Here is a 17,240-nt window from a genome sequence, read left to right as displayed (position 1 = left end):
GGGGGCTTGATGGCTGCGAGACGTTTACTGGCCGCGACGTTCGGTGTGTCGCTGCTCGCAGCCTGCGATCCGCTGCCTCAGCCCCTCTATGGCGAGACGACGCCACCCCCGGCCTATCGCGTCCAGCCCGGCGGCCTGCGTGTCGACAACGAAGGCTTTCCGATGGATCCGGAAGGCTACCGGATCGACAAGAGCGGCGCCCGCGTCGGCATCATCGACGTCCCCGCCAAGACGGCGGGCGACAATTCGAATGCCGTGGCCGGTTACTACATCAGCAACATTGGGGCGGATGCTCCGGGCCGCGTTGCCTCCCCCAGCGAGGGGGCGGGCTCGGGCGTAGGGACAGGCCCCGGCGCCGCGAACGTGCCGACGCCTGCCCAGATGCCGCAGCAGGCGCCGATCGCGCCGGCGCCCGGCAACGTGCCGCCGCCGGCCGGCTACCGCTAAGGGCGCTCCCTACTCGATCTTGACGCCGGCCTCGCGGATCACCGGGGCCCATTTGGCGATCTCGTCCTTGATGAACTTCGCCGTGACTTCGGGCGAGGTATCGGTCGTCGGGACGGCGGCGATATTCTCCAGGAACTTGATGGTGGCGGGGTCCTTCATCATCTGCCGCGACGCCTGATCCAGCACGTCGACCACGGGCTTCGGCACGTTGGCAGGGCCCAGGATCAGGTTGAACGTGTAGGCTTCGTAGCCCTTCACACCGGCCTCGATCATCGTCGGGATTTCCGGGGCGATCGGTGCCCGCTTGGAATAGGCATAGGCAAGGATGCGGACCTTGCCGGCCTTGTGGAGCTGCAGCGTCGTGCTGAAGGTCTCGAACATCCAGGCGGTCTGGCCGCTCATCATGTCCTGCAGCGCCGGCATCGAGCCCTTGTAGGGGATGTGCTCGACATCCATGCCGCCGACCTCGCGCTTGAAGTACTCGCCGGCGAGATTGATGATCGAGCCGGCGCCCGAGGAACCGTAGGAGTATTTGCTGGGGTTCTTCTTCATCAGCTCGACCAGGCCCATCACCGTGTCGGGCATGTCGGGCCGGGCCACCAGAACCAGCGGGTTGACGCAGATCGAGGCGATCGGCGTGAAGTCCTTCACCGCGTCATAGGCTGGCTTCACGAAGGCCGTCGGATTGATCGCATGGGTGGAGGAGGGCGCGCAGAGCAGCGTGTAGCCATCAGGCTTGGCATTCTTCACGTCGACCGCGCCGATGGAGCCGGCCGCCCCCGCCTTGTTGTCGACGATCACCTGCTGGCCGAGGATCGCGGTGAGCTTGTCGGCGACCATGCGGCCGATGATGTCCGTGGGTCCACCCGGCGCGAAGGGAATGACGAAACGGATCGTCCGCTCGGGAAACCTGCCTTGCGCTCGGGCGACCGACGGGGCCGCAAGCGCTACCGCACCCGCCACGATCAGTTGGCGACGTTTCATCTCGAGTCCTCCTTTGTTTCTGCGCTTCTAGTTCAGCGTCTCGCCGAACAGCTCGATCATGGCGTTCCATGAGCGGCGGTCGGTGGCCTCATGATAGAAGAAGCCCTTCATGCCGCGCGAATCGGCAGCCGGGTTGGTGAAGCTGTGACCGGCACCGCCGTAGACCTGGAGTCGCCAGTCGATGGCGGCCGACTTCATTTCCTTCTCGAAGGCCAGGCGCTGCTCCGGTGGAATGATCGGATCGTCGGCGCCGATGCAGACCAGCACCTTTGCCTTGATGTTCGCCGCATCCTGCGGCCGGGCGGTCGCGAGGCCGGAATGGAAGCCCACGACGGCCTTCACGTCGGCGCCGCTGCGCGCGATCTCGAGCGCGGTGGTGCCACCGAAGCAGTAGCCGATGGCCGCGAGGTGCGCCGGATCCACTTCATTCTGCGCTCTCAGCACGTCGAGGGCCGCCAGCGCACGGGTGCGGATGCCCGTCGGGTCGGCCATCCAGGGCTGCAGTCGCGCCATCGTCTGGCTGGGATCGGGAAGCGGCTTGCCGTCGCCATGATAGTCCATCGCGAAGGCGGCATAGCCCAGGCCGGCGAGGCGCGCGGCGATCTTCTTCGTATGGTCTGCGAGGCCCGGCCCCTCGTGGCAGACCAGCACCCCGGCACGGCGGCCGGGCTTGCCGTCATCCACCACATACTGCCCGACCATGCGGACGCCGTCGGCGTGGTACTCGATATCCTCGGTGCGCATGTTGGTTGGTTTCCTCCGATGGAAACCGAGACTAGCGGAGCCGGCTTGACCCGCCAACGACCTCGGGTCTCGGGCGCAAGGCCTGAAAAGGCCTGTCCCGGGCGTTCAATTGCGCGGCAGGAACCGGTCGTATAGATTGCCCACATGACGCAGTTCTTTCTTCCCGGCGCGCGCCAGGCGCGATGTATCGAGGCCTGAGGCCCAGCGGGCCGCATCAGGGTTTCGTTCGTTTTTGAATCGGGAGAAGGGGCGATGTCCCTGGTCGTTTACAACACGCTGTCGCGCGAAAAAGAGCCGTTCGTGCCGCTCGATCCGTCGCACGTGCGCCTCTATGTCTGCGGCCCCACGGTCTACGACTATGTCCATATCGGCAATGCGCGGCCGGTCGTCGTCTTCGACGTTCTCTATCGGCTGCTGAAGCGGCGCTATGCGCGCGTGACCTATGTCCGGAATATCACGGACATCGACGACAAGATCATGGTGCGCGCCGCCGAGAACAGGGAGTCGATCGACGCGCTGACGGAGCGCACGGCCGCCGCCTACCAGAGCGACATGAGCCGCCTCGGAGCTCTCCCACCCGACGTCGAGCCGCGGGCCACCAAATACGTGGGCGAGATGATCGCGCTGATCGAGCGCCTGGTCGCGCGCGGCCATGCCTATGCAGCCGAGGGCCATGTTCTGTTCGACGTGCCCAGCATGGAAGACTATGGCCGCCTGTCGCGCCGCTCGCATGACGAGCTGATCGCGGGCGCCCGGGTCGAGGTCGCGCCCTACAAGAAGGACCCGGCCGACTTCGTGCTGTGGAAGCCTTCGACCGATGCGCAGGCGGGCTGGCCGAGCCCGTGGGGCCGCGGCCGTCCGGGCTGGCACATCGAGTGCTCCGCGATGAGCGGCGCGCTGCTCGGCGAGACCTTCGACATCCACGCCGGCGGCCTCGACCTCATCTTCCCGCACCACGAGAACGAGATCGCGCAGAGCCGCTCGGCCTTCGGTCACGCCATCATGGCGAAGTACTGGATGCACAACGGCTTCCTGAACATTTCCGGCGAGAAGATGAGCAAGTCGCTCGGCAACTTCTTCACCGTGCACGAGCTGCTCGACCAGTATCCGGGCGAGGTGATCCGGCTGCTGCTGCTGTCGGCGCAGTACCGCCAGCCGCTCGACTTCACGCCCGAGGGGCTGGCCCAGGCCAAGGGTACGCTCGACCGCTGGTACGGGCTGTTGCGCGGCAAGGCGCTGGAAGACAGGCCGATTCCGGCCGCAGTTGAAGAAGCGCTGTCGGACGATCTGAACACGCCGTTGGCCATCAGCGCGCTGCACCAGCTGCGCGATCCGTCGGAGCTGAAGGCAGGCGCCTCGGCGCTCGGTCTGCTGCAGCAGGACCCTGAAGCCTGGTTCCGCTGGGCGCCGGCCGGCGCAGCCGATGCGGGTCCTTCCGACACCGAGATCGAAGCGGCCATTGCGGCCCGTCAGGCGGCGCGCAAGGCCAAGGACTTCAAGGAGTCCGATCGCATCCGCGACGACCTGAAGGCCAAGGGCGTCATCCTCGAGGACGGCCCGAAGGGCACGACCTGGAAGCGCGGTTAATCAATGGAGCGAGCCACTCCAGTGGCGCAATCATGAGCGCCACTGGAGTGGCGCGCTCCATTGAGCGTCAGCGCTTCTCGAAGATGATGCTCTGCACGGCGCGGCCGAAATAGCCTTGCTGGTCGGCGAGCCGTGCGGCGGCGATGCCGACCGAGTCCGGGCCGACCCAGGTCTCGGCGTCGAGCAGCACCCACTCGCCGACCGGCTCGCGACCGAGGCTGACGCTCAGGTCGGCGTTGATGAACGTCCAGTCGCTCATGTCGAAGACCGACGAGGTGCCGTTGCAGAAGTCGGCGGCGATGACCGCCCGCATCAGCGGCGAGTTATCGGCACCCTCCACGATGGGCCGCGTCGCGCGATACCAGACGGCGGCGGGACCGGGGATGCGGAAGCCGCCCTTGGCCGTGCGCATCTCGATGCTCTTGAGGAACGGCGTTTCGGTCGCAAAGAAGTCGGGCGGGCTGCATTGCTCCGGCATCGGAAGGTCGACCGGCGGCCCGCTGGCGATCACAGGCATCACTTTGGGGTCGATGCGGATGCGCAGCGCGCTCGCCCGCACGACCTCGGCGCCGTCGGCCAGTAGCCTTACCGACACGAGCTGGATCTTGCGGCCTTCGCGAACGATGTCGGTCTCGATCGTGAGCGGTGCCACGGGCACGGGCCGCATCAGGTCCACGGTGAGACGTGCGACGCGCATGGGCACGGGCGAGGGCAGCCCTTCGACCGCCCAGCAGATCAGCGACGAGGGCGCCGCGCCATGCTGCAGCTTCGGGCTCCACGGACCGCCGGCGAAGGCGCTGGTTTCGACGGTGGCGCCTTCGACGCGATAGATCGCTTCCATACGCTTCAGCTCCGGATGAACCGGAGCAGGTCGTCGTTGAAGCGCTCGCGGTCGGTGATGAAAAGCCCGTGGGGCGCGCCTTCATAGGCTTCGACGCGACTCCCGGCAATTGCCGCCGCGGTACGGCGTGCGTTACCGGGCATCGACGGCATATCGCCCGATCCGTAGACGACCAGTGTCGGCACCCGGACTGCCCGCAGGTCCGAGCGGAAGTCGGTTTCCGTGAAGGCGCGCAGGCATTTCTCGAGGGCGCCGGGATCGGCCTGATAGGCCATATCGAGCGCACACTTCACAGTCTCGGGTGCCGCATCGTGACCGAGCAGGCCGGGCGCACCCGCCGCCAGATAGGCCTTCGGGTCGGCTTTCAGCGCGGCGACGAGCTGGTCGAATATCTGTCGATCGGTGCCTTCGGGATTGTCGTCGGTCTTCACGGCAAAGGGCGTGGTCGGCGCCACGAACAGGGCGCGCACCAGTCGTTCGCCGCCATGCCGTGCGAAGTAGCGGGCGATCTCGCCGCTGCCCATCGAGTGTCCGACCAGCGTGGCATTCGTGACGTCGGTTTGCGCGAGAACCGCGGCGAGATCGTCGGCCAGCGTATCGTAGTCGTAACCGGTGGCCGGCTTGGACGAGCGTCCATGGCCGCGACGATCGTAGGTGATGGCCCGATATCCCTGGGCGGCGAGAAACTCGACCTGCTCCCGCCAGATCTCGCCCGACAGCGACCAGCCGTGGATGAATACGACTGGCACGCCGCTGCCGATATCGTGAAAGGCGAGCGTCTGCCCGTCGCGCGTGCCTACAAATCCGTCAGCCATGATTGTCCTCCTTCGATGCATGGGAGATGGGCCCGAAGGCCCCAGCGGTCGATGATGCGGCAGGTAATGACTTGACGGTCTTCCATATTTAACATATTTGTTAAATATGGATGCTCTCTCCCAGACCTTCTCGGCACTCGCGGATCCCACACGCCGCGCCATCCTCGCGCGGCTCGCGAGCGGCGGCGCAACGGTCGGCGAGCTGGCCGAACCGTTCGACATGTCGCTGCCGGCGGTGTCGCGTCATCTCAAGGTGCTGACCGAGGCCGGACTGATCGAACGCCACACCGAGGCGCAGTGGCGCCGCTGCGAACTGCGTGGCGAGGGGCTGCGCGTAGCGGCCGACTGGATCGACCACTACCGCAAGTTCTGGGAGGCGAGCTTCGACCGGCTCGACGCGTTCCTGAAGAGTACCGAAACCGATCCCAAGCCGACGAAAGGAAAGTCAGATGCCCGACGCAAGGCTCGATAACAACACGCTGCACATCAGCCGGATCTTCGATGCCCCGCGCGAACGTGTGTTCGACGCCTGGGTGAACCGCGACCAGTTCGTGCGCTGGATGTGCCCGCCCGGCGTGGAGATCACGCTGTGCGAAGTCGATGCGCGACGCGGTGGCGCCTGGCGCATTGATGGCCGTAACGAGCGTGGCGTCTTCGCCTCGTCCGGCGTCTATCTCGAGGTCGTCCGGCCTGAGCGGCTGGTCTTCACCTGGGCCCATCATGCCGACGGCGACTACACCCGCGTACGGGGACATGAGACGACGGTCCGCGTCGAGCTGCGCGCCCTGGGGGACCGCACCGAGCTCATCCTGGTCCACGGCTCGTTCTTCGATGCCGATGACTTCGCCTGCCACAATGAAGGCTGGGCCGGCAGCTTCGACAAGCTCGTCGCCTTTCTCGGGAGGACGGCATGACCGCTCACCCCGTCGTCTCCCACCAGGAGTGGCTCGCGGCCAGCCGCGACTTCCTCGCGAAAGAGAAGGAATTCACCCGGCTGCGGGACGAGCTGTCGCGCCAGCGCCGCGAACTGCCCTGGGAGCGGGTCGAGAAGGAATATTCCTTCGAGACGCCAGCCGGCCCGGAAACGCTCGCGGATCTGTTCGACGGCCGCGGTCAGTTGCTGGTCTATCACCTGATGTTCGGGCCGGACTGGGAGGAGGCCTGCAAGAGCTGCTCCTTCTGGGCCGACAACTTCAACGGCATCGACGTGCACCTCGCGCATCGCGACACGACGCTGGTGGCCGTCTCACGCGCGCCGCTCGCCAAGCTCGACGCCTACCGGAGGCGCATGGGCTGGAGCTTTCGCTGGGTCTCGTCGGGGCCGGGCGACTTCAACTTCGATTACGGCGCGAGTTCGCGGCCCGGTGAGGCCGACATGGACTACAATTTCGGGACAATGAAGGTCGGCCCGGGCGAGATGCCCGGTTTCAGCGCCTTCCGCCGCGGCGACGACGGCGCGATCTATCATACCTATTCGACCTACGCCCGCGGCGTTGACATGCTGAACGGCGCTTACCACTTGCTGGACCTGACCTCCAAAGGCAGGGACGAGTCGGCGCTTCCCTTCACCATGGATTGGGTGAGACGCCGCGACCAGTATTGAGAAAGGCAAGGTCGCCATGAAGGCAGTGTGGCAGGGCAAGGTGATCGCCGAGAGCGACCGCACGCTCGAGATCGACGGCTATCGCTACTTTCCTCGCGATTCGGTGCGGATGGACCTGCTCGAAATTGCACCGAAGACCGAGGGCGACCTGAAGTGTCCGCACGGCGTCCAGTTCTACGACGCCGTGGACGGGGCGGCGCGCAGTCCGCGGGCCGCCTGGTCCTATGAAGCGCCGCAGGAGAAAATGAAGCCGGTCGATCACTGGATCGGCTTCTGGGAAGACGTCGGCGTCAGCTGACCCTCCGCCCAAAAGAAAACGGCCGGCGAATGCCGGCCGTTCGACGTTCAGCGGCAGCGCTTCAGCGTGCCGGCGAGATCGCGGTGATCATCAGCGGAGTCGTCATACCGATCACGACGTCGCCGACCTTGATCTTCTTCAGCATGTCCTGCTTGGCGATCGAGTTGGCCGTATAGGTACGGACCGGGCCGCCGCGCCCGTCGATCACCGAAACCAAGTTCTTGCCGAGGTCGACGCCGACGACCGTCAGGGTGAAACGGCCGGCCTCGACGTCGGTCTGGTTCGCGGTCTGGCCCATCTGGTCCTTGCGGGCGAGCTGGGAGCCCGGGCCCTTCTGGCGCAGGTTCAGCATCGTCACCACTTCGGAATAGGTGACGTTGGCCATCGACCCGTCATCGATTGCATCGAGGTTCTTGACGCTGTCGGCCACCGGGAGGATCAGCAGCTGGCCGTTCGGCAGGGTGAAGGCCACGGTCCGGCTCTCGGTATCGGCCGACTCGATCTTGACCCGCTGGTTGACCACGTCGTTGAAGGCCACGCCTTCGCGCGGCACAGGCCTCACCTGGGCCGATGCCTGCCGCTCGGGCAGGCTCGCGCCGATCGCCAGAACCGCCGCGAACAGGGAAGCGCCTGCGGTCATCTTCATCGAACGGATCGTCATTGCCGTTTACCTCGCAAAACCCCTAACGCGCCGGACAATAGCGATCCGAACCGGCGAAGCAACCACCAAGGGCGTGAGACTCTCAGCCAAAGTGGGCCAATATCGCCCGCGCGACGGCGTCGGGCTGGTCGAGATAGGCCAGATGGCCGGCATCGGCCACGGTTTCGACCCGGGTCGCGCCCTTGATGCCTTTGGCGAATTTGCCGGCATAGCTCGGCGGGAGGATCGAATCGCGGTCGCCCCAGAGGATCAGGGTCGGCGCCGAAATCAGCCCCAGTCGCTTTTCCAGCCGGGTGTTGCCGAGCGGCCAGAAGGCCCGCGCGGCTGCCTCGGACGCCCGGGTCATCTCGATTGGCCATTCCACGGAATTCGCACCCTCCGGCGCGGCGACCAGCCCGGTCCAGTTGGCCGGGTCGGCGCACAGGAGGCCCGGCAGCACGTCCTTGCGCTGCGCCCAGGGGTCGGCTGCCGGCTCCCGGTCGTCGAACAGGCCGAACGGGGAGATCAGGGCGAGCTTGCCGACATGGCCGGGGAAGATCGCCGCCATTTCCGCGGCAAAGGCGCCGCCGACCGAGGCTCCCACGAGATCGGCGCCGGCAAGTCCCGCCTTGTCGACGATCTGGCGCACGGCCAGCACCCAGTCGAGGTGCGTGTCGAGCTCGGTGTGACCGGTGGCACCGGGATAGCCGGGCAGGGAGGGGACGATCACCGTCCGGCTTTCGGCGAGTCTGTCGAGGAAGGGCAGCCAGCGTGGCAGGCCGCCGAGACCCGCGAGAAAGCCCAGCTTCGGGCCCTTGCCCTTGGTCCAGATGCGGCAGGGATGGCCGTTGACCTCAACGGTCGTCGTAGCGGGCTGGGACACGCGACTACTCCGCGGCGACGGTCTGCGGGCGGAAGGCCGGAACGGCGGCGCGCTGGCCCATGGCCATCGGCTTGGGCCACCACTTGTCCTCCCAGTCGCCGAACAGGTCCTTGACCCTGGGCATCACCTTCTCGGCAAACAGGCGCGTGTTGTACTTGGTCGTGTCCTTGCTCATGTTGCCGTACTGCAGCAACAGCATGAGATGGCCGACATTGAGGCTGGTGGCCACGTGGCGGATCTGCTCCACCACCTCGTCGGGCGAGCCGACGATGACGTAGCCGCCGTCGACGATGTCCTTCATGTTGGTGGCCTTCATGCTGAGCTTGCTCGAATACCTCGCGGTGTTGGCCGCCTTGCTCACCATGCTCTGGATGCCGGCGCGCTGCGTGGCCTCGGTCGTGTAGCCGGGCGGGGTCGCGAAGCGGGCATCGACGTGCAGGCAGCGGCCGTAGAAATACTCCGCGGGCTCCGTATAGAGGTCGAGCGCCTGCTGGCGACTCTCGGCCACGCCGACGAACTGCAGGAAGCCCGCGCGGTAGGGATTGCGGTCCTTGCCGAGCTTCTCCATCTCGTTCCAGAAGCCCTGCATCGTCGCGAGGCCGGCCTTGTAGCCGTAGTAAGAGAGATAGCAGTAGACGTAGTCCATCTCGGCGCACCAGCGCCACGTCTCGACCGAGCCACCGCCCGGGATCCAGATCGGCGGATGCGGCTCGTTCTGGATGGGGCGCGGCCAAATGTTGACGTAGCGCTGCTGGTTGTAGCGGCCGTTGAAAGCGAACGTGTCCTTCTCGGTCCAGGCCCGTTTCACGAGGTCATGTGCTTCGAGGTAGCGCTCGCGCAGCAGGCTCGGGTTCTGGCCATAGGCGTAGCAGGTATCCATCGGCGAGCCGACCGGGAAACCCGCGATCAGCCGGCCGCCCGAGATGCAGTCGATCATCGCGAACTCTTCGGCGACGCGGGTCGGCGGATTGTAGAGGGCGAGCGAATTGCCCATGACGCAGAGCGCGGTGTCGGTGGTGCGGCGCGCCAGCGACGAGGCGATCAGGTTGGGCGAGGGCATCAGCCCGTAGCCGTTGGAATGGTGTTCGTTGACGCAGATTGCGTCGTAACCGAGCTCGGCGGCGTATTCGAGCTCGTCCATGAAGTCGTTGTACATGTGATGCGCGCGGCGGGGATCGAACAACGAGGAGTGGATGTCGACCCAGACCGAGGGGTGCTTCCGGTTGAAGTCCTCCGGAAGCTCCGTATAGGGCATCAGGTGGAACCACATGAGTTTCATGGTGCGCTCTCCCTAAACTCGAGCTGCTTGGTAAACGACCGTTTACCTCCCAAAAGTGCCGCGACTTCGGGTTGCCGGCAATGCGGAATTTCCGCAGGGAGTGGGTAATTTTATTGTTTTTCCCCCGTGCCAACCGTTCCGAATAGTATTTGTGCGTTGCACTCTCGCGAATGCAGCAATAGTTTCGCTGCAACGCAGGAGGATTTGCCATGTCCGTCGTCGCTTTCGCGGCTCGCCCCCATCCCACGGCCAACCAGCCGAAGAAGGATCTCTATGAAGTCGGGGAGATTCCGCCGCTCGGGCATGTGCCGAAGAACATGTATGCCTGGGTGATCCGGCGCGACCGCCACGGCCCGCCGGAACAGTCCATGCAGCTCGAGGTCGTGCCGACCCACACGATCGGCGAGGACGAGGTGCTGGTCCTCGTGATGGCCGCCGGCGTGAACTACAATGGTGTGTGGGCGGGTCTCGGCCTGCCGATCTCGCCGTTCGACGTCCACAAGCAGCCGTTCCATATCGCCGGCTCCGACGCCTCGGGCATCGTCTGGGCGGTCGGCGCCAAGGTGAAGCGCTGGAAGGTTGGTGACGAGGTCGTCATCCACTGTAACCAGGACGATGGCGACGACGAGGAGTGCAACGGCGGCGATCCGATGTTCTCCACCAGCCAGCGCATCTGGGGCTACGAGACGCCGGACGGCTCGTTCGCGCAGTTCTGCAAGGTGCAGGCGCGCCAGCTCATGAAGCGCCCGCAGCATCTCACCTGGGAGGAGAGCGCATCCTACACGCTGACGCTCGCCACCGCCTATCGCATGCTGTTCGGCCATCGCCCGCACATCCTGCGCCCCGGCCACAACGTGCTGGTTTGGGGCGCCGCGGGCGGCCTCGGCTCGATGGCGATCCAGCTCATCGCCACGGCCGGCGCCAATGCGATCGGCGTGATCTCCGATCCGTCGAAGACGGACTTCGTGATGTCGCTCGGCGCGCGCGGCGTCATCAACCGCAACGACTTCGACTGCTGGGGCCAGCTGCCCGACGTCGACGACCAGGCAGGCTATGCCGAGTACATGAAGAAGTGCCGCAAGTTCGGCGCCGCGATCTGGGAGCACACCGGCAAGGGCAACGACGTCGACTTCGTGTTCGAGCACCCCGGCGAGCAGACCTTCCCGGTTTCCTGCTTCATCGTGAAGCGTGGCGGCATGGTGGTCTTCTGCGCCGGCACTACGGGCTACAACCTGACGATGGACGCGCGTTTCGTCTGGATGCGCCAGAAGCGCATCCAGGGCAGCCACTTCGCCAACCTGCTGCAGGCCAGCCAGGCCAACCAGCTGGTGATCGAGCGCCGCATCGACCCGTGCATGAGCGAAGTCTTCGAATGGGCCGACATTCCCAAGGCCCACACCAAGATGTGGAAGAACCAGCACAAGCCCGGAAACATGGCCGTGCTGGTCTCTGCCAAGCGCCCCGGCTTGCGCACCCTCGAGGACGCGCTGGACGACTGAGGCCTCTTGCCTCCCCCGTCACACGGGGGAGGTGGCCGAAGGCCGGAGGGGGAAAACCCCAGTCCGGCTTGTTGCATTCCCCCTCCGCCCCTCCAGGGCACCTCCCCCGTGTGACGGGGGAGGAGATGATGTCGAGTCCGCCATGTCCCTGATCCTCCCAGACCTTCTTTCCCTGTGCGCCGAAGCCGAGGGTGCCGCCGAACGCCATGAGACCGCTGCCCGCGAAGCGGTTCGCAAGCTCGTAGCGCCGCAGGGCAAGGTCGATCCGAAGCTGCTGGAGCGCGAGCAGTTCGCCGCGCATGGCTTTGCCTGGATCGCGACCTACGTGGCGGCACTGCGCCAGATGCGGCGCTGGGCCGAAGCCGGCGCGGGCGGCGAACTCGAGAGCCTCATCCTGCAGTCGGCCTACGGCGAGTATCTCGCGCAGCTCAAGGGCGGCATCGCCATCAGCCAGGTCGAGATCGTGCGGCCGGGCGACTTCGGGCTCGACGGTTCGGGGCTCGACACGCCGGCCGTGGCGAAGCTGATCGCCGGCAACACGCCGGCGGTGCGCGGCCGCATCGCCGAACTCATTTCGGATGGTCTCGACACTGGCGGCTTCGGGGCGCTGGGTCTCGACGACGAGGCGCTGGAAGAAGTGCGCCGCCAGTTCCGCCGGTTCGTCGACACCGAGGTGGCGCCGCATGCGCATGGCTGGCACCTGCGTGACGAGCTGATCCCGCTGCCGGTGGTGCAGCAGATGGCCGATCTCGGCGTCTTCGGCCTCACCGTCCCCGAGGAGTGGGGCGGTCTCGGCATGGGCAAGCTCGCCATGTGCGTCGTCACCGAGGAACTGTCGCGCGGTTATATCGGGGTGGGCTCGCTGGGCACGCGCTCGGAGATCGCGGCCGAGCTGATCCGCTCCGGCGGCACCGAAGCGCAGAAGCAGAAGTACCTGTCGCGAATCGCGTCGGGCGAGCTGCTACCGACGGCGGTCTTCACCGAGCCCAATACCGGTTCGGATCTGGCGAGCCTGCGCACGCGCGCCGTGCTCGAGGGCGACACGTACAAGATCAATGGCAACAAGACCTGGATCACCCACGCGGCGCGTGCCGACATCATGACCGTGCTGGCGCGCAGCGATGCCTCCAAGCCCGGATATCAGGGCCTGTCGATGTTCCTCGCCGAGAAGCCGCGCGGTACCGACGCCGAGCCGTTCCCGGCCAAGGGCATGAGCGGCGGGGAGATCAGGGTGCTCGGCTATCGCGGCATGAAGGAATACGAGATCGGCTTCGACGGGTTCGAGGTGCCGGCTGCCAACCTGCTGGGCGAGAAGGAAGGGCAGGGCTTCAAGCAGCTCATGGCGACCTTCGAGAGCGCCCGCATCCAGACCGCGGCCCGCGCCGTCGGCGTGGCCCAGAACGCGCTCGAACTCGGCCTGCGCTATGCGAAGGACCGCATCCAGTTCGCCAAGCCGCTCTATTCGTTCCCGCGCGTCGCCGGGAAGATCGCCTGGATGGCGGTGGAAACCATGATCGCCCGCCAGCTCACCTACTTCGCGGCGCGCGAGAAGGATTCCGACCGGCGCTGCGACATCGAGGCGGGCATGGCCAAGCTGCTGGCCGCGCGCGTCGCCTGGAGCAATGCCGACAATGCGCTGCAGATCCACGGCGGCAACGGCTATGCGATGGAGTATCCCGTCAGCCGTGTCCTCTGCGACGCCCGCATCCTCAACATCTTCGAGGGCGCGGCCGAGATTCAGGCCCAGGTGGTCTGCCGCGGCCTGATCGAGGGACGCAACTAGCTTCGGGAGAGATCATGAAGTCGTTCGTTGCCGCCGGTGTTGTCGCTGTTGTCGCTGTTGTCGCCGTGATGGGACTCCCTCCTGCATGGGCGCAAGGCATGGTGCAGAGCGTTTGCCAGCAGAACTTCGTGGTCGAAGGAACGGCTCGCGTTACGGCGATGAACTTCCGCACCTGGCGCGAGTTCCCCAACCTGCCGCAGCCAACGGCGCTGAAAAACCTGCGTGCGGCCATGATGGCGGAAGGTTTCAGCAATATCGGCGTCGATGCCGAGGCGGGCGCGCTGACGACCGTGCAGGAGACGAGCGGCTCCGGCCGCCCGCAGACCCTGCGTGTCACGGCCCGGAAATCCGGCAGCGGCACCCGAGTCGATGCCGTGTTCATGATCCAGCCCGGCCAGACTGCGGACTCGAACTATGTTCGCGGTGCCCTCTGCCGGGTGATCGACGCCGCCAATCTCTGAACTTCAGGGCCTCGTCGGCCGTCAGTCGCGCTTGTCGGCGACCTTGATGCCCATGATCTTCTTGGCGGGGTACTTCTTGAACGTGCCCAGGTGGTTGCGCATGCCGAGCTGGAAGGCCTCGATATAGGCCAGCTTGCGCGTCAGGTAGTTGTGCTGTTCCTTCGGGTCGAGATAGAGGTTGAACAGCTTCGGATAGGTGTAGCGTTCCAGCACGCCGGTGAAGCCGCCGGTGCCGAAGGCGTCCGTCGCATTGTCGCTCGTGGCCGAGAGCACCATCTTGTATTCGCCGCAGCGCATGCCCGAGAAGGTCTGGCTGAGCCAATAGTAGTGATACTTGCGGTTGGAGAGACCGTCGGGCGCCAGCAGGAACGAACTCTGGTCGACGCCGTCGATGTAGCGGTCGGATGGAAGCAGGTCGGAGGCACCGGCGAGGCCGAGTGCGGTCGGCAGGATGTCGTTGAAGTCGAACAGCCCGTCGCTCTGGCGGCCGGCCTCGATCGCGCCCGGCCAGTACATCAGCCCGGGGACGCGCACGCCGCCTTCCCAGGTCGAGCCCTTGGCGCAGCGGAACGGCGTGAAGGCGGCGTCCGGCCAGGTCTCCATGTGCGGGCCGTTGTCGGACGAGATGAAGATCAGCGTGTCCTCGAGCTGACCCGACCTGCGCAGCGCCTCGACGAGGCGGCCCATGATCTCGTCCAGTTCGAGCAGCGTGTCCTTGTAGGGATGCTTCGCCGGCGACTTGCCGAGGAACTTCTCGCCCGGATAGTTGTCGAAGTGGGCGCCGCGCGTGCAGTGATAGAGCAGCCACGGCTTGTCCGACTTCGCCTGCTTCTCGATGAACGCCTCGGAATACTTGCACCACTTCTCGTCGAGTTCGGAGAGGACGGGGATCGTCACTTCCTCGACATTGGTCAGTTCCCTGCCCTTGGTCGCGTGCACGAAGCAGCGGTTGAAGGGCATGTTCTTGATCCACTCGGTGCGCGCGTCCGAATAGACGATCTCCGGGAAGAAATGCGGGTCGCGCCATTCCGTGTACATGTCCGAAACGGAAAGGAAGCCGTAGAAATCGTCGTAGCCGACATGCTGCGGCTGGCTCTCCACGTTCTCGCCGAGATGCCACTTGCCGACCGCCTGCGTCGTGTAGCCGGCCTGGCCCAGCAGCATCGGCAGGGTGATCTCGCCCTGCAGGCCGCCGGGTTCGCCGTACATCGGCGGACGATGCAGTCCATGGCGATTGGGCACGCGCCCGGTGTGGAGCGTCGCGCGTGAGGGCGAACAGGAAGGCTCGGAATAGCACGAGGTGAGCTGCAGGCCGCCGCGCGCGATCCTGTCGAAGTTGGGCGTCGGTGCGCCCACGGCCACGCCGCCGCCGTAGCAGCCGAGGTCCCCCCAGCCGACATCATCCATCAGGTAGATGAGGATGTTGGGCTTCTTCTTTCGGGCGGCGAGTTTTCGCGCTGCGGCTTCGACGTCTTCCCTGTGCACGAAAGCGGGTTCGAGATGGTTTGCCTTGCGCACGGTCTGAGTTGCGATGGCGTCGAATGCCGGCATGTTTCCTCCGTTGAATTGCCCGCAAGCTACTCGTTTGCCACGTCGAAGGCGATGGCCCGTGCGAGCGCCGTGAGCGGCGCGCCATAGCGCTCGCCGGCCGCGGCCTCCGTCATCGCGGAGCGGGTGAAGCGCATCGAGATGCATCCCAGGACGCGTTCGTTCCGGTGAATGGCGACGGCAATGCCCTGCAGCCGGGCGGTGCGCGTCACGACCGAGAAGGCATGGCCGTCCCGGCGAATCCGCGCAAAGGCGGTCGCCAGTTTCGCATCGTAGCGGACGCCGAGGTCGCGCAGGATCGCGCGGCGCTCTTCGTCGGTCGAGAAGGCGAGCCAGGCGCGCCCGAGCGCGCCCGAGAGGAGCGGGCTGCGGCGCTGCAGGGCGGTCCGCTCGAAGGACAGCGGACTCTCGGCTGCGGTGGAATAGCGGATCGTGATGGCGCGGTGGCTGATCGAGCCGAGATAGAGCGGCCAGCCGTGGTCCTGCGTGAAGTGCTGCATATGCGGCGCGGCGATGTCGACCAGATGATCGATGAAGCGGATGCCCTGTGCGAGCGCGAGCACGCGGTTGGTGAGGCGATACCCCAGCGATCGCGAGACCTGGGTCACGTATCCCAGTTCGACCAATGTGCCGAGCAGACGCACGACCGTAGGGCGGGGCAAACTCGTCTCGCCCGCCAGTACGGCGATCGTTGCATGCGGGCGCTGGCTCAGCGCCTCGAGGATCGCGAAACTGCGGCGAACGGGCTCGATGGCCATGGTGCGAGGCTATTCCGTAATACGGACTCTGTCGACTTGGGCGAGGCGGAACCGCTCGCGGGGCGTTAACTTTGGCGCAACAAAGAAACGACGAGGAAACATGATCGGCAGACGGCAGTTCGGGATGGGGCTGGGCGCGGCGGCCTTTGCAGCGCCGGCGATCGCGCGGGCGCAGAAATTTCCCTCGGGGCGGGTGACGATGGTCGTGCCGTTTCCGGCCGGTGCGGCAACCGACATCAGTGCGCGCGTCTATGCCGAGCGCCTCTCGGCGTTGTGGGGCCAGCCCGTGGTGATCGACAACAAGGGTGGGGGCAACGGCATTCCGGCGGCCGAATCGGTCGCACGCGCCAAGCCGGACGGCCTGACCCTCTTCGCCACCTCGGCCATGACACAGGTCGTCAACCCCGCGATCTACGACAAGCTTCCCTACGATCCGATCGCCGACTTCGCGCCGATCTCGCGCATGGGCACCTCGCCCTTCGTGCTGCTGGTTGACCGGAACAGCCCGATCAACACGGCAGCTGAACTGACGGCAAAGCTGAAGGCCGAGCCCGGCAGGCACAATTACGGTGCTGGCGCCTTGCCGGCGCGCGTCGCCTCCGAACTCTACAAAATGGCGGCGGGCGTCGACGCGGTCTATGTCGGCTACAAGAGCAATCCGCAGGCCATCCCCGACGTGCAGAGCGGCCTGCTCACCTTCATGATGATCGACACGGTCAACGCCAAGATCGCGATGGACCGCGGCGCGCTGAAGGGTCTCTTCGTCACCGACAGCGAACGCTACGCTGCCGTGCCGGCGATGCCGACGGCGGCGGAAGCGGGCCTTCCCGAGGTCCTGCTGACGACCTGGACAGGTTTCTATGCACCGAAGGGAACGCCGGCGGAGATCGTGAACCGGATCAACGCGGACCTCTACACCGTGTCGGCGATGCCCGAGGTCATCGAGCGACTGGCGGCGCTGGGCGGCACGCCGAAGCTCATGCGTCCGGCCGAGTTCGGAGCCTTCGCCAGCGCCGAGAAGGAACGCTGGGGACAGATCATCCGTCGAGCCAACATCAAGGTGGAGTAGG

At 65.9% G+C, this 17,240-nt stretch carries 19 protein-coding genes; 10 read left to right on the top strand and 9 right to left on the bottom strand.

The window, feature by feature from the left end:
• Positions 1 to 9: 9 nt before the first annotated feature.
• Positions 10 to 447 (top strand): hypothetical protein, encoded by a 438-nt coding sequence (locus Q0Q48_RS17145; protein WP_295140026.1) that lies wholly within the window; start codon positions 10 to 12, stop codon positions 445 to 447.
• A 9-nt stretch (positions 448 to 456) separates the two neighbouring features.
• Here the strand turns inward: Q0Q48_RS17145 and Q0Q48_RS17140 are convergent, their stop codons facing one another.
• Together Q0Q48_RS17140 and Q0Q48_RS17135 are read right to left on the bottom strand one after the other, a co-directional pair.
• Positions 457 to 1,431, bottom strand: a complete 975-nt coding sequence (locus tag Q0Q48_RS17140) for a tripartite tricarboxylate transporter substrate binding protein (RefSeq protein WP_295140024.1) — start codon at positions 1,429 to 1,431, stop codon at positions 457 to 459.
• Positions 1,432 to 1,458: 27 nt separating this feature from the next.
• On the bottom strand, positions 1,459 to 2,175 hold the full coding sequence (locus Q0Q48_RS17135) for a dienelactone hydrolase family protein (RefSeq protein ID WP_295140022.1): 717 nt from the start codon (positions 2,173 to 2,175) through the stop codon (positions 1,459 to 1,461).
• A gap of 252 nt (positions 2,176 to 2,427) precedes the next feature.
• On the opposite strand from Q0Q48_RS17135, the gene cysS reads away from it, so the two are divergent.
• Positions 2,428 to 3,762, top strand: a complete 1,335-nt coding sequence (gene cysS / locus Q0Q48_RS17130; protein ID WP_295140021.1) for a cysteine--tRNA ligase — start codon at positions 2,428 to 2,430, stop codon at positions 3,760 to 3,762.
• A gap of 67 nt (positions 3,763 to 3,829) precedes the next feature.
• Here the strand turns inward: cysS and Q0Q48_RS17125 are convergent, their stop codons facing one another.
• Both Q0Q48_RS17125 and Q0Q48_RS17120 read right to left on the bottom strand, forming a co-directional pair.
• Positions 3,830 to 4,603, bottom strand: a complete 774-nt coding sequence (locus Q0Q48_RS17125; protein WP_295140019.1) for a thioesterase family protein — start codon at positions 4,601 to 4,603, stop codon at positions 3,830 to 3,832.
• A gap of 5 nt (positions 4,604 to 4,608) precedes the next feature.
• Positions 4,609 to 5,418: an alpha/beta hydrolase gene (locus tag Q0Q48_RS17120; protein ID WP_295140017.1), complete on the bottom strand. Its 810-nt coding sequence runs from the start codon at positions 5,416 to 5,418 to the stop codon at positions 4,609 to 4,611.
• Between the two features lie 106 nt (positions 5,419 to 5,524).
• Here Q0Q48_RS17120 and Q0Q48_RS17115 point away from each other — a divergent pair, with 106 nt between their 5' ends.
• The 4 genes from Q0Q48_RS17115 to Q0Q48_RS17100 are packed head-to-tail and all read left to right on the top strand — an operon-like array spanning position 5,525 to position 7,319.
• Positions 5,525 to 5,890, top strand: a complete 366-nt coding sequence (locus tag Q0Q48_RS17115) for a metalloregulator ArsR/SmtB family transcription factor (RefSeq protein ID WP_295140016.1) — start codon at positions 5,525 to 5,527, stop codon at positions 5,888 to 5,890.
• Positions 5,868 to 6,332 (top strand): SRPBCC domain-containing protein, encoded by a 465-nt coding sequence (locus Q0Q48_RS17110; protein ID WP_295140015.1) that lies wholly within the window; start codon positions 5,868 to 5,870, stop codon positions 6,330 to 6,332. The genes Q0Q48_RS17115 and Q0Q48_RS17110 overlap by 23 nt, the downstream gene beginning before the upstream one ends.
• Positions 6,329 to 7,021 (top strand): DUF899 domain-containing protein, encoded by a 693-nt coding sequence (locus Q0Q48_RS17105; protein WP_295140013.1) that lies wholly within the window; start codon positions 6,329 to 6,331, stop codon positions 7,019 to 7,021. Before Q0Q48_RS17110 ends, Q0Q48_RS17105 begins: the two co-directional genes overlap by 4 nt.
• 16 nt (positions 7,022 to 7,037) lie before the next feature.
• Positions 7,038 to 7,319, top strand: a complete 282-nt coding sequence (locus Q0Q48_RS17100) for a DUF427 domain-containing protein (protein WP_295140010.1) — start codon at positions 7,038 to 7,040, stop codon at positions 7,317 to 7,319.
• A gap of 61 nt (positions 7,320 to 7,380) precedes the next feature.
• Here Q0Q48_RS17100 and Q0Q48_RS17095 read toward each other — a convergent pair whose 3' ends face one another.
• From Q0Q48_RS17095 to Q0Q48_RS17085, 3 genes are all read right to left on the bottom strand, one after another.
• Entirely contained in the window at positions 7,381 to 7,980 is a 600-nt protein-coding gene (locus tag Q0Q48_RS17095) for a hypothetical protein (RefSeq protein ID WP_295140009.1), read from the bottom strand.
• Between the two features lie 82 nt (positions 7,981 to 8,062).
• Positions 8,063 to 8,842 (bottom strand): alpha/beta fold hydrolase, encoded by a 780-nt coding sequence (locus Q0Q48_RS17090; RefSeq protein ID WP_295140008.1) that lies wholly within the window; start codon positions 8,840 to 8,842, stop codon positions 8,063 to 8,065.
• A gap of 4 nt (positions 8,843 to 8,846) precedes the next feature.
• The gene (locus Q0Q48_RS17085) at positions 8,847 to 10,121 is read right to left on the bottom strand and encodes an LLM class flavin-dependent oxidoreductase (protein WP_295140006.1); all 1,275 of its coding nucleotides are present in this window, start codon (positions 10,119 to 10,121) and stop codon (positions 8,847 to 8,849) included.
• A 209-nt stretch (positions 10,122 to 10,330) separates the two neighbouring features.
• Here Q0Q48_RS17085 and ccrA point away from each other — a divergent pair, with 209 nt between their 5' ends.
• The 3 genes from ccrA to Q0Q48_RS17070 all read left to right on the top strand — a co-directional run bounded on the left by ccrA (position 10,331) and on the right by Q0Q48_RS17070 (position 13,864).
• Positions 10,331 to 11,620 carry a crotonyl-CoA carboxylase/reductase gene (gene ccrA, locus Q0Q48_RS17080; RefSeq protein WP_295140004.1) on the top strand — a complete coding sequence of 430 codons (1,290 nt, stop codon included), beginning with the start codon at positions 10,331 to 10,333 and terminating at the stop codon, positions 11,618 to 11,620.
• 142 nt (positions 11,621 to 11,762) lie between these two features.
• On the top strand, positions 11,763 to 13,403 hold the full coding sequence (locus Q0Q48_RS17075) for an acyl-CoA dehydrogenase family protein (protein WP_295140002.1): 1,641 nt from the start codon (positions 11,763 to 11,765) through the stop codon (positions 13,401 to 13,403).
• 14 nt (positions 13,404 to 13,417) lie between these two features.
• A complete protein-coding gene (locus Q0Q48_RS17070) occupies positions 13,418 to 13,864 on the top strand; it encodes a hypothetical protein (RefSeq protein ID WP_295140000.1) in 447 nt (148 codons plus the stop codon).
• 21 nt (positions 13,865 to 13,885) lie between these two features.
• Here Q0Q48_RS17070 and Q0Q48_RS17065 read toward each other — a convergent pair whose 3' ends face one another.
• The gene (locus Q0Q48_RS17065) at positions 13,886 to 15,415 is read right to left on the bottom strand and encodes an arylsulfatase (protein WP_295139998.1); all 1,530 of its coding nucleotides are present in this window, start codon (positions 15,413 to 15,415) and stop codon (positions 13,886 to 13,888) included.
• Between the two features lie 26 nt (positions 15,416 to 15,441).
• Entirely contained in the window at positions 15,442 to 16,170 is a 729-nt protein-coding gene (locus tag Q0Q48_RS17060; RefSeq protein ID WP_295139997.1) for a helix-turn-helix domain-containing protein, read from the bottom strand.
• Between the two features lie 100 nt (positions 16,171 to 16,270).
• On the opposite strand from Q0Q48_RS17060, the gene Q0Q48_RS17055 reads away from it, so the two are divergent.
• Positions 16,271 to 17,239, top strand: a complete 969-nt coding sequence (locus Q0Q48_RS17055; protein ID WP_295139995.1) for a tripartite tricarboxylate transporter substrate binding protein — start codon at positions 16,271 to 16,273, stop codon at positions 17,237 to 17,239.
• Position 17,240: the final 1 nt, after the last annotated feature.

The sequence above is a fragment of the uncultured Reyranella sp. genome (assembly GCF_945957355.1).
Classification (GTDB): domain Bacteria; phylum Pseudomonadota; class Alphaproteobacteria; order Reyranellales; family Reyranellaceae; genus Reyranella.
Note: the sequence above shows the minus strand (reverse complement) of the source record. Positions and strands in the feature narration are given on the sequence as shown.